Origin of the sequence: Acinetobacter sp. AOR41_HL, assembly GCF_027854645.1 — a bacterium.
Lineage (GTDB): Bacteria > Pseudomonadota > Gammaproteobacteria > Pseudomonadales > Moraxellaceae > Acinetobacter > Acinetobacter nosocomialis.
In genome coordinates this window covers 1-12,266 of record NZ_JAKTHZ010000022.1, presented here as the reverse complement: position 1 = coordinate 12,266, position 12,266 = coordinate 1, and the positions used below count along the sequence as shown (strand labels likewise).

12 protein-coding genes and 1 tRNA gene are annotated in these 12,266 nt (G+C 39.1%); 6 read left to right on the top strand and 7 right to left on the bottom strand.

Features of this window, described 5'->3' with window-relative positions; genetic code table 11:
* Window positions 1-4 precede the first annotated feature (4 nt).
* Together MKL35_RS07600 and MKL35_RS07595 are read right to left on the bottom strand one after the other, a co-directional pair.
* A complete protein-coding gene (locus MKL35_RS07600; RefSeq protein ID WP_032011898.1) occupies window positions 5-400 on the bottom strand; it encodes a hypothetical protein in 396 nt (131 codons plus the stop codon).
* Between the two features lie 25 nt (window positions 401-425).
* Complete coding sequence (locus MKL35_RS07595; protein WP_032011897.1) at window positions 426-1,169, bottom strand: hypothetical protein; 744 nt, start codon at window positions 1,167-1,169, stop codon at window positions 426-428.
* 228 nt (window positions 1,170-1,397) lie between these two features.
* Between MKL35_RS07595 and MKL35_RS07590 the strand changes: the two genes are divergently transcribed.
* Window positions 1,398-2,285, top strand: coding sequence for a DMT family transporter (locus MKL35_RS07590; protein WP_065286463.1), 888 nt, complete (start codon window positions 1,398-1,400; stop codon window positions 2,283-2,285).
* On the opposite strand, the gene sxtR is transcribed toward MKL35_RS07590, so the two are convergent.
* Window positions 2,282-3,202: a multidrug efflux pump transcriptional activator SxtR gene (gene sxtR / locus MKL35_RS07585; RefSeq protein WP_032011895.1), complete on the bottom strand. Its 921-nt coding sequence runs from the start codon at window positions 3,200-3,202 to the stop codon at window positions 2,282-2,284. The two genes, MKL35_RS07590 and sxtR, sit on opposite strands and share 4 nt — an antisense overlap.
* Window positions 3,203-3,340: 138 nt before the next feature.
* Here sxtR and sxtP point away from each other — a divergent pair, with 138 nt between their 5' ends.
* Window positions 3,341-4,585, top strand: a complete 1,245-nt coding sequence (gene sxtP / locus MKL35_RS07580) for a multidrug efflux MFS transporter SxtP (protein ID WP_032011894.1) — start codon at window positions 3,341-3,343, stop codon at window positions 4,583-4,585.
* Between the two features lie 124 nt (window positions 4,586-4,709).
* Window positions 4,710-4,785, top strand: a tRNA-Thr gene (locus MKL35_RS07575).
* Window positions 4,786-5,116: 331 nt separating this feature from the next.
* Here MKL35_RS07575 and MKL35_RS07570 read toward each other — a convergent pair.
* From MKL35_RS07570 to MKL35_RS07555, 4 genes are all read right to left on the bottom strand, one after another.
* Window positions 5,117-5,542: a GFA family protein gene (locus MKL35_RS07570; protein ID WP_002052170.1), complete on the bottom strand. Its 426-nt coding sequence runs from the start codon at window positions 5,540-5,542 to the stop codon at window positions 5,117-5,119.
* A gap of 8 nt (window positions 5,543-5,550) precedes the next feature.
* Window positions 5,551-6,378, bottom strand: a complete 828-nt coding sequence (locus MKL35_RS07565; protein ID WP_032011893.1) for an SAM-dependent methyltransferase — start codon at window positions 6,376-6,378, stop codon at window positions 5,551-5,553.
* Window positions 6,379-6,382: 4 nt separating this feature from the next.
* A complete protein-coding gene (locus MKL35_RS07560; RefSeq protein WP_002052191.1) occupies window positions 6,383-7,681 on the bottom strand; it encodes an NAD(P)/FAD-dependent oxidoreductase in 1,299 nt (432 codons plus the stop codon).
* Between the two features lie 439 nt (window positions 7,682-8,120).
* A complete protein-coding gene (locus tag MKL35_RS07555; protein WP_032011892.1) occupies window positions 8,121-8,993 on the bottom strand; it encodes a pirin family protein in 873 nt (290 codons plus the stop codon).
* A 275-nt stretch (window positions 8,994-9,268) separates the two neighbouring features.
* On the opposite strand from MKL35_RS07555, the gene ycaC reads away from it, so the two are divergent.
* The 3 genes from ycaC (at window position 9,269) to MKL35_RS07540 (ending at window position 12,232) form a co-directional block, all read left to right on the top strand.
* A complete protein-coding gene (gene ycaC, locus MKL35_RS07550) occupies window positions 9,269-9,895 on the top strand; it encodes an isochorismate family cysteine hydrolase YcaC (protein ID WP_270913262.1) in 627 nt (208 codons plus the stop codon).
* Window positions 9,896-9,915: 20 nt separating this feature from the next.
* A complete protein-coding gene (locus MKL35_RS07545; protein WP_065286462.1) occupies window positions 9,916-10,890 on the top strand; it encodes a LysR substrate-binding domain-containing protein in 975 nt (324 codons plus the stop codon).
* Between the two features lie 133 nt (window positions 10,891-11,023).
* A complete protein-coding gene (locus MKL35_RS07540; protein WP_000343018.1) occupies window positions 11,024-12,232 on the top strand; it encodes an IS256-like element ISAba26 family transposase in 1,209 nt (402 codons plus the stop codon).
* The last annotated feature ends 34 nt before the right edge of the window (window positions 12,233-12,266 follow it).

Here is a 12,266-nt window from a genome sequence, read left to right as displayed (position 1 = left end):
TAGTTTAGTCTTTGCTATATGTGCCTTGTTGGCGTCCACCCTGCCAGACTGCATCTAAGGATTTATCCGAAATCGTTAGGCTTTCGGGAAAAATACTTAAATCCTTTTTAAATTTGGCTTCTGGTTTTAAACCAATACAGTCACCGTTTTTCCACCATGTGCCTTCGGCATATTGGTCTAACGCGCCCACTGCAAGCATCCATTTAAACTTACCATCTGGTTGAAGTAAAAGTTCCGAACCGACTTCCATCACACCATGTAAATAATAGTGCCCACTCCACGCTTCATCGGCTTTTTGGAATTTCACTTCTTTACATGAGCTATTTGCCACCTCTGCATACACCTGAACAGAGAAAATAACTGTCGAAAGAAGTAGTAAATGTACAAATATGTTTTTCATTATTTAGTTCCTAGAGTTTTTAAGATTATTTTCCAGACTCAACTTTTAAATACGTTCCATCCGCATAAACGTTATGTCCAAAGCCACAACCCGACTCACCTTCGCTTTGTTTGACCTGAATATAATTTCCTAATTTCGCGTTAGTTTTAAAGTCGAGTTGAATGCGACAGTCTTGATCTTTATAAATGGTTTGTTTGGCATTGGTCGGCATTGTAGTGCCAAACTCACCCATATTTGGGCCATAAATTAAACTTCTTATGCCCATATAAACACCCGAATAGCCAATGGCATATTGGCCCTGTTTACGACTTACCGTGATGTGATCCCACTCACCAAAACCTGAGTAACGTACATACTCACCCGACAGGTCATTTGAGGTTTTAGGTGCAGGCAATTGCTGAAGGTTAAACTGGCTAGATTTTGATTTTTCATCGAGCATAAACCATGCTCTTGCCCAAAGTGGCTGACCCAATTTGGCATAGGCCAAACCTACGTTATTGTTAGCAACTTCAATATCACGGTCGGTAAATTTAACTGTGGTTTCATCTTCATTGGCTTTACAAAAAGCAGTCCAAGAGGCTTGGTTATGAAAGTTTTCGAGCGCTTTTTTATATTGTTTTTGGTCGTAGTTTTTCTTACCTAAGCTTGCGTATTGCTTCACTTTATTACAGCCTTGTTGTAATTCTTGTTCATAAGAAAACTCAGCATGAGTTACCGTTAAAGCTGAAAGTGTAAGAACCGCGCAACCTGTAATAATCGATTTAATCATTTTTAAAATTCTTTAATAATTAACTAATTATATAATATGAGCTGGCACTATAAATCACAATTCTTTGAAACAAAAGTCTATTAGAAGCGTTTAGTTTTTTATAAAAATAGTTAAATTCACACAGAATAAACTACTGTAAATATTCAACCTTAACTGGTTATTTTAATTGAATATTCATCCAAAAAATCATGTAGACTGCATGCGTAAAATTTAGGAAGAATTATAAAAGTGAATAATTTAATTATCGGAACCCTATTTGCACTGTGTGCAGCGGCTTTAAATGCATCGATTGGTGTCATTAGTAAATTACTCATGCACAGTGGTTTAAACCCACAAGACATTGCCTTTTTAAAAACCATTATCGCCTTTTTCTTTTTAAGTGTTTTTTTATTTAAAGTGCCTGTCAGCCAAAAGATTGCATTTATTAGCAGCATGCCAAGTAAACTCAGCGTTTTTACTCAAATTGCTATATGCGCTTTTTTAGGGATTTTCTCTTTATTCTTTTTTGAAACCATTGCCTATAACCACGGTGCTGCCGCTAATGTAGTCGTGGTACTCATGGCTTCGGCTGCTATTTCTGCCCTATTTTTTGGTCGGTTCATTTTAAAAGAAAGCATCTATATTCACTCTCTTGTTGGAACATTATTGGCGGTTGCGGGTATTAGCATCATTTCGTGGAAAGGTGAAAATAGCCTTTTAATGCTGATTAATGCCTCAATTGCCGGTACGGGTTATGGCTTATTTTCAGTATTAATTAAAAAATTTAGGCTAAATGGCGGGCTGTTTCTGACTAAGTATTTATTGCTATTTGGTAGCGTTTATCTTGCAGTTCCGTTTTTAATAAATTTACACAGCATAAACTTTAATACCGACATCATTTTAGGTTTGATTGGTTTAGCTGTTCTACCAACCATACTCGGGTTTTTCTGCACCACCAAAGCGTTGTCTTATATGAGTGCCGCAAAGGTGCAAGTGACCGAGCTTTCCGAACCTATTTTTGCAGCGCTCATGGCTTGGGTTTTCATTCATGAACAGCCGACTTTATCGTTTTTATATGGTGCGATTTTTATTATTTCAGGCATCTTTTTAATGAATAAAGCGCCGAAATCAAACTAGCCAATTTCATCAATTTCGTTGGCGTGGTGGCAAGCCACTTGCACCACACTGGCAAAGTTAATCGCCATTTGTGAAGGGGCATGTTTTTTATAGGCAAGCCCTAAACCTACCGTAGGGATAGGTGCTTTCAAAGAGCGATAAGCCACACCCTGTATTTGCAATTGTTTAGTCGACTCGGGAACTAACGACACGCCTAAGTTTGCAGACACTAACGATAAAATTGACACAATTTGCGGGGCGTTTTGTCCAATTTTTGGTTCAAAGCCGCGCTCATGACAGGCTTGTTTTATCGCATCAAAAAGCCCTGCGCTAATTGAAGGTGGGGAGACAATAAAATCAAGCTCTCGCAGTGTGGTTAAATCAATTTCTTGTGTTGAATCGTCCAGTTTAAAAGACTCGGAAGGTAAAGCCGCAATGAGTGGCTCTGCTAATAATTCTTGCAAAATGAGGCTATCTGGAATATTGCGTGGTGAGCGAATAATTGCGACATCTAAACGGTCTTCAAGTAATAAATCGATGAGCAGTAAGGTATTGGCTTCTTCAAGCTTTAAATTTACTTTCGGGTATTGCTGCTGGAAATAGCGAACGCATTTAGGAATTAAAGGATTCAACATTGAAGTCCCTGTAAAGCCTAATCGCAATTGGCCAACCTCGCCATTTGCTACCTGTTTAACAAGGTTTGCTGCATCTTCTACACGCTGCTGTACTGGCTGTATCGCATTTAAAAAGGCAAGCCCCGCTTCGGTCAGCTCCACCCCATGAGGCGAACGGATAAATAAATCTGCACCTAGTTCTTCTTCTAAGTCCCGTATTTGCATGCTTAAAGGCGGCTGGCTCATGTTTAAGCGCTGCGCAGCTTTGGTAAAGTTTTTTTCTTCTGCTACTGCCAAAAAGTAGCGTATATGCCTAAGTTCCATTGTTATATATAAAACATATCATGACCTATTGTTAAATATATTAGAAAAATACCCTCTAAATTGCTAATTTTAATTCATCGAATTTTCTCGATGCAGCATGCCTTTAGGCACTGCTCTTTTTTCTGTCATGGTCATGATATGAACTCTTCATCTACACCCAGTACCTTAAACCCTGAGGCAACGTCTGCTCTTTCCCGCGAGTGGATTCACAAAGGGACTCAAGCCTATAAACACGCAGGATTTGCTTTATTCCTCGTAGGTTTTGCCAGTTTCTCTCTCATTTATTGTGTACAGCCACTGTTACCTGCATTTAGCCAAAGCTTCCAGATTAGCCCTGCGAGTAGCTCTTTGGCACTGTCATTAACGACTGCTTTTTTAGCAATTTCGATTGTGCTATCGAGTGCCTTTTCACAAGCGATTGGCCGTCGCGGTGTGATCTTTACATCCATGCTGTGTGCAGCAATTTTAAATATTGTCTCGATGTTTACCCCAAACTGGCACAGTTTGCTGATGGCACGTGCGTTAGAAGGTTTATTGCTTGGTGGTGTACCCGCAGTGACAATGGCTTGGATTGCCGAAGAAATTGCACCTGAGCACCTCGGTAAAACCATGGGGTTATATATTGCAGGTACGGCCTTTGGTGGCATGATGGGCCGTGTCGGTATGGGTATTTTGGTTGAATATTTTTCATGGCGCACCGCTTTAGGTTTACTTGGCGCAATCTGTTTTATTTGCTCAATTGCCTTTTTAAACTTACTGCCTGCTTCGCGTAATTTTGTGCAGAAAAAAGGGCTGAATTTAGGCTTTCACATGCAAATGTGGCGCGCTCATTTAAGCAATACTAAATTATTACGCCTGTTTGCGATTGGTTTCTTGCTCACCAGTGTGTTTGTGACTCTGTTTAACTATGCGACCTTCCGCTTAAGCGGTGCACCTTATTCACTGAGCCAAACACAAATTAGTCTTATCTTTTTGTCATATAGCTTCGGTATGGTGTCTTCATCGTTGGCAGGTAGCTTAGCCGATCGCTTCGGCAAAAAAACCATGATGATGAGTGGCTTTGCGCTCATGATTGTGGGTAGCCTCATGACCCTACTCAGCTCGCTTTTTGGCATTATTATTGGGATTGCCTTTATTACCACAGGCTTCTTTATTACCCACTCGCTTACGAGTAGTTCTGTGGGTGCTGAAAGCAAACAAGCCAAAGCCCATGCGAGTTCTCTGTATTTACTTTTTTACTATATGGGTTCAAGTATTGTCGGTTCGGCAGGTGGTTGGTTCTGGCTACACGGCGGCTGGAGTGCGATTGTGGGCTTAACCGTTGTATTGTCGTTACTTGGGATATTTTTAGCGGTTTATACCTCTCACGCAAAAGCAAATTAATGTATTAAAACCCTAAATTTTTGAGGCAAAATCCGATGAGTATTTAAAAATGATATGAAAAAATTTAAATGCTCATTTTTTGGCTTGTATTTTTTTTAAGAAACTGTAAAATTCACTCCACATCGCCGGCATAGCTCAGTTGGTAGAGCAACTGACTTGTAATCAGTAGGTCCACAGTTCGAATCCGTGTGCCGGCACCATCATTAAACCTCATGAATATTTGATTTATGGGGTTTTTTGTTGTCTGTAGGTTTTGAAATATAGCTTTTAGCTGTGTTGCCTTAGACGAAAAAGAGATTCATTAATAAGAAATGAAAAAAGCCCAACTTCCTGTTGGGCTTTTTTCGTATTTCGTTACTAGGTATACATCCTGTAGTACCTCACGTCCTGATGCCTAAACTTATTATTGTTGTTTTACGTTTTGGAACTTCCTGTTCCTGATGAGTTCATCATAGGCAATTCGTGAGGTCATAGAAAGACGTCAATTTCCTGAATGGATGTAGGAAAAAGCGTACGAGCTTGTCAGAACAGCTACCCTTCTTTCTTCTTCTCTATCATTTTTTCAAAATGTTTAAGGTTTGGGTTCAACATGTCCCAAGCATAGGCCTGACTCACAAAAACTTCCGCTTTAGGGTGATAGAGACTTGGGTCATCCAAAGTACCTGCGCGTATTGAAATCATTTCAGGAACAAGTTCAGGTAAACCAAAAAGCTGAGAACCACAAGTCGGGCAAAAAGCTCTTTTAATAGGACGGCCAGAAGAACCGACGGTCTCAAAATATTTAAGTTCGCCAGTTATTTTCAATTCAGATTGATGAAAAAAAGCGATGGGCGCATAGGCCGAACCTGTGGCTTTTTGGCAATCTCGACAATGGCAATTAAAACTATAACGTGGCTCTGCATCGCTTTGATAGCTTACAGCTCCACATAAACATGATCCTTGATATTTAACTGACATGGCACATCCTATTTTTTTATTGCTGTTATTTGAATATAACGGACATATCTATATTGATAGAGTTGTTGGCACAACTTTGCAGTCATTTGAATTTTAAACTTTGCCAACCCTCGACTATGGCTTTGTCCTTGTTGATTTCGAATATATTGTGAAAAACCTAATAATACCTGTTCTGATAAATCTTCAATTTTAATATCTGTAAAACCTTGTTGTTCCAAGGTAGTTCTCAGTATCTCTTCCGTGAGTAAGGCATCCCAAGTGACATCGGCTGCTTTAAGTAAATAACAGTGCTTTTGTTCTTGTAGCATGGTCATGTTCTGACATGAATCGGCACGCATTAAGTAATGAAAACCTAATCGTCCTTTTGAATTTAAAACTGGAGTGACCGAATCCAGAAATGAATTTAAATGACTGTGATAAGCTGCATCGATACATAAAATGACATCGAAGCATTGTTTAAATTCAAATTGTTTTAAATTTAAAAATGAACCGCAGAAAATCTGGCTTATTTCAGGAATAAGTTTTTGAATTTTATTAACACATGAAGCTTGTAGTTCAACTGCACTGAGGCTTTTGGGGTGATAGTACTGTAACCAGTGCAACAAACTTGCGCCCTGCCCACAGCCTAAATCAAGTAAATGATCTTTTGAATTTAAATTGACAGCTTGAGCCAAATGGTCGGCCAGTTGGCGACAAGCTTCACGGTAGGTTTGGGTACTTTTCCAAAAACCCAAATTTGTCCAAGCAAGCTCTTCACTATCCCCCAAACTTGATGCATCAATTGCATATTTATGAGGGATAAGTCGAGAAAGAGCTGCTCGAACTTTTGCTTTCACAATTTTAGTAACCGAGTTCAGGGGCAACTTCGACCTTAGGCTTTAATCCTACAAATGGTAAAGGTGCACCTAAAATTTCCGCAATATGCATTGCTGAAGTCACGGCTGATTCTAAAATTGGCAAACCATCACATGACCATGAACCACAGTAGAATACTTTACGGTTTGGTTCTAAGTGACGTTGCTGTAGCTCTTTGTTTAAAGCAATGGTTTGTGAGTCTACAACTGCACGCGTTAAGGTCACTTTTGAAATGATTTTTTTAGGGTCAATATCAGTCACTGGACGCCAAGTCTGGAATACAGGATTTTTACCCACAAGCGATGGCTCTACCGCGTTCATCCAAACCGTAAACTGCTGACGAGTAAACTTACGGTCCATCATATAGCTCAGCACTGACCAGTCTTTACGGCGTGGCGGCATCACTGTTGCGTCTGTATGAATAACCAAGTCACCTTGTTCGAAACGGAACTGTTTAAGCAGATTCATATCTTCTGCAAACTGTTCAGGATTTAAGAACTCTTCAAGTTTAGATGTTGGTGTCGCCACAATAACGCGGTCAAATGTACCTTGGTCACCTTTCTCATTTTCGACCAGAACCTTTTCACCTTGTAGCTCAACCTTTTTAATTGCCGAACCGCTATGGATATCAATGCCTTTAATTAAGCTGTCTACAAACGCAGGTGTACCACCTTTCATACGCAACAACATGTCGCCATCGGTTAAATGACGCAAAAACTCAAGAAGGTTTTTCGCAGGCCAGTCACCAATTGTTTTTGGGTTACATGTACAAATGGTATAAAGCACCGGCATTACTACACCATGCCAGAATACTTCTTCAATATCGTTCTGATTAATAAATTCAGCGAGAGTAATATCTTGATTTTTAGATTTAAAGAACTGGTGAATCGCAGTTTTTAATTGCAACATCCCTTTAACAAGACGCCAGCCATATTGCTGGATGCCTTTACGGTTATTGATAATTGGGAAATTACCAATACGACTACGAGATGTGGTTAACCATGTTTCCGTACGATCTTCGAATAACCAGCTACAAGACATATAGGTACGTACTGGAAAAGTTTTAATACCTAAGTGTGCAGCAAGGCTAAGTGTATTTTTCCATAGATGCGGGTTCATAACACGCAATGGTGCATCAATAATCCCACCATCGAACTCAATGCTATGACTGTCCATTCCCCGGCCAGGAAGTGCTTCAAATATCGTGATTGTATGTCCTGCATCTTTCAGGATTCTTGCTGCTGCAAGTCCTGCCATTCCACTGCCAATAATTGCGATATCCAAAATGATGTCCCATTTTTCGAGAATTTTTTTGATTATCACTCATACCCTAAAAAAACACCGTATTAAAAACTACCAGATTTTTATTTTTTGCATCAATTTATATAGAAGAATTTAAACGAATTAGAGAAGCTGTCGTTCATAAAATTTTACAAAAGAAGATGAGTGTATAAAAACCTATATTTTTTAAAAATTTAAAAAAATTCTTTTAAATAAAATGAGATAATTTAACTATATTTATATCATTCGTTTTACAAGCAATCCTTTTTGCGATATCATGGCATCATAATAATGAGAACTAAATCACACAAAACAATGCCGACACAATAATGATATCCATCATAAAAATAGAAACTTTACAGCGAAAAAGCCCGCTATTCACACTTGATAGCGGGCTTTTTATTACTTTGCTTTTAAAGATTTTTAAGAACAGCTTAGCAATTTATGCTTCTTGCATGATTGAACCGAATTTTCCACGATTAAAATCATCAATCGCTTCCATAATCTCGGTTTTGGTATTCATCACAAATGGTCCATAGCCTTCGATAGGTTCATTGAGTGGTTGACCAGTTAGCACTAAGAATTTAGTGTCTTCTTCAGCATTTAAGCTAAACTCAACTCCCTCACGAGATAAAATCGCAACGGTTTTACCTTCAAGACGGTTTGTATCATTAATGACAACCGCACCCTCTAATATCACCACAAGTGTGGTATGCCCTTCAGGCACATAAAGGGTATGTTTTTGGCCTTTGACCAATTTACCATCCCATACGTTTAATGGACTAAACGTCGTTGCTGCACCTTTTGCCTCTGCATATTCACCTGCAATCACACGCAAATGGCTACCGTGCTCATCTAGCGTAATGTCTGGAATATCTTTGGCTTCAATCGCTTGATATTTTCCAGGGGTCATTTTTGAATGTGAAGGTAAATTTACCCACAATTGCACCATTTCAAACAAGCCACCATGCTCTGCAAATTCAGGAGAATGGAACTCTTCGTGTAACACTCCTGCACCCGCAGTCATCCATTGCACGTCACCGGTTTTAATGGTTCCACCACCACCACTTGAGTCTTTATGTGTAACTTCACCTTGGTAGGCAATCGTCACGGTTTCGAAGCCACGATGAGGATGTGACCCTACACCTTGTTGTTCGGTGGTTGGTGAGAAGTTATAAGGCGCTGCATAATCCAGTAACAAAAATGGGCTTAGGGTTTGGCCTAAACGGTCATAAGAGAACAGGTTATATACAGGGAAACCATCACCAACCCAATGCATGTGGTTATTTTGATATGCACCAAGAAATTTCTTCATCTGATCTCTCCTATATATGTAGGATTTTCTTGAACTGAGAGTAATTTTACGCCTCAATAATTGCAGTTTATAGATCAGGATTAGCAACACATTATTTCATATATGAGACAATCATAAAGTTTGCGGTATTCTTTAAAAGATCGTCCTATTTTTAAAATTCTTAATCCTATTTTTTAGACTTAATCACGACAATAAACTCAACTAGCATAATTTTAGGCACGAATGACCTACTTAATAATTTTGATTATTTATTTTGATAACATGAGGATATAAAAATGGCTCAAGATTACGCACGTTTAGACAAGGATAATGCTGCGGTTCTTTTAGTTGACCACCAAGCAGGTTTACTTTCTTTAGTTCGAGATATCGATCCTGATAAATTTAAAAATAATATATTAGCGCTTGCAGATGCAGCAAAATATTTTAACTTACCGACGATTTTAACGACCAGTTTCGAAAATGGTCCAAACGGTCCTTTAGTTCCAGAACTAAAAGAACTTTTTCCAGATGCGCCATTTATTCCACGTCCTGGTCAAATTAATGCATGGGACAATGAAGACTTCGTAAAAGCAGTTAAAGCGACAGGTAAAAAACAGCTAATTATTGCAGGGGTGGTGACCGAAGTTTGTGTGGCATTCCCTGCACTATCTGCACTCGCAGAAGGCTTCGAAGTGTTTGTGATTACTGATGCTTCTGGTACTTTCAATGAATTAACCCGTGATGCTGCTTGGGACCGTATGTCAAAAGCATGTGCTCAGCTGATGACTTGGTTTGGTATGGCATGTGAGTTACACCGTGACTGGCGTAATGATGTAGAAGGCTTAGGTGCTCTCTTCTCAAATCATATTCCTGATTACCGCAACCTAATGACAAGCTATAGCTTTAATACATCGCAAAAATAAGCTGAATTGCTAAGATTAGAGTGCTTAAGCGCTCTAATCTTAAATTTAAATGGATTGATCTGACATTGATAAGCTCTTTTGATGATTTTTATTATTTCTATTTAGTCGTAAAACACGGCGGCTTTAGTGCGGCCAGTGAAGCTGAAAATATTAGTAAGTCCAAACTCAGCCGACGCATTATTGACCTTGAAAATAAATTTAATGTCAGCCTGATTCAAAGAACAACCCGCCATTTTAAAGTGACCGATTTAGGCCAAGAGTTCTACGAAGAATGCTGCAAAGTTATTGCTCAAGTTGAATGTGCAGAAAACGTGTTATTAAGGCAAAAAAGTGAGCCTCAGGGTCTGGTAAAAGTCAGCTGCCCGCCTTTAATGATGCATTTTCAAATTAGAAAAATTTTAAATCAGTTTCTAAAAACTTACCCTAAAGTTGAAATATCTCTTGAGCTAACCAGCCGCCGAGTTGATATCTTGCATGATGACATCGACCTCGCGATTCGGACCAACTTCGAACCAAATGAAGATTCGAATTTAATTGTTCGTGATGTGATTAAAACCGATCACTGTCTAGTGGCTTCGCCTGAATTACTGCAAGGCCGAACTATTGAACATTATTCTGAATTACAAGACTTTCCAAGTATTAGTTTAGGCACTCAAAAGCAAAATTATATTTGGCATTTATGCAATATTCGAAATGGTGAATCGGTTGATGTACCTTATCAACCACGAATCAAAAGTAATGATTTGGCTGGTGTTTATTATTCTGTGATGGATGGTTTAGGTATTGCTGACCTGCCCTTTTTAACCGTTGAATCGGAAATTCGTAAAGGCACACTGGTTCATATTCTTCCTGAATGGAAGTCGAATATTGGCATGTTACAACTGGTTTATGTGTCCCGAAAAGGCCAACGTCTGGTAGTCGAAAAACTCATTGAAACGCTAATTGAAGAACTCAGACGTTTACCTGAAAGCCATGAAGGGTATTTGCCAACTTAAATAAAAAAACCGGTCATGAATGGGCATGACCGGTTTTTGTGAAACATCACATACAGCAGGGACTGTTCTAAATTTTGTGTAAGTACTTAATTTTCATTTATCCTTCAGAGGATAATTACAAAAGGTACTTCACATGGATGAAGCAACAATCAAAAGTATGGCTGCCGAATTGGCTAAAGGTCTAAAAACACCAGAAGACTTAAACCAAATGACAGCAGTCTTTAAAAAATTCATGATTGAAACTGCACTCAATACTGAACTTTCAGACCATCTCGGTTATGAAAAGCATCAGCCCAAGAAAGGCTCAAATAGCCGTAATGGGTTTAGTTCTAAAACCATTACAACTCAAGATGGACAACTGGCTTTAGATATTCCCCGTGATCGAGAAGGTTCATTTGAGCCACAAATTATAAAAAAGCACCAAACACGCATCACCAGTATGGATGACCAAATCCTCTCACTGTATGCAAAAGGAATGACTAATAGGGAAATTGTAGCCTTCTTCAAAGAAATGTACGATGCCGATGTGTCAGCATCTCTCATCAGCAAAGTTACCGATGCTGTGATTGAGCAAGTGACTGAGTGGCAAAATAGAGCCTTAGATAGCCTTTATCCTGTTGTCTATCTTGACTGTATTGTTGTCAAAGTCCGTCAGCACTCCAATGTGATTAACAAGTCCGTATACCTTGCTTTAGGCATCAATATGGATGGGCAAAAAGAATTACTGGGTATGTGGATTGCTCAGACAGAAGGTGCCAAATTCTGGCTGTCAGTCATGACAGAGCTAAAAAATCGAGGAGTACAGGACATTCTTGTTGCCTGTGTAGATGGATTAAAAGGCTTCCCTGACGCGATAGCCTCTGTTTACCCTCATACTGATATTCAACTGTGTATCGTGCATGTTGTACGCAATAGCCTGAGATTTGTAAGCTGGAAAGACTACAAAGCTGTTACGTCGGGTCTGAAAGCGATTTATCAGGCAAGTACAGAGGAAAATGCTTTAAAATCCCTAGACATCTTCTGTGATCAATGGAATCACCAGTATCCCAAAATTGGAGAATCCTGGCGGGCCAATTGGGAAAATATCCGAACGATCTTTAGCTATCCAGCCGAAATACGTCATGCAATTTATACAACAAATGCGATTGAGTCGTTGAATAGCGTAATACGCCATTCAACGAAGAAAAGGAAAATCTTTTCATCTGATGACTCAGTAAAGAAGGTCATTTACTTAGCAACATCAAATGCTGCGAAGAAATGGACGATGCCAATTCAAAATTGGCGTTTAGCAATGAATTGGTTTACGATTCAGTTCGATGATCGATTAAAAGATCATTTATAAAAAATGGAACTTACACAAAATAATTTACAGGCTC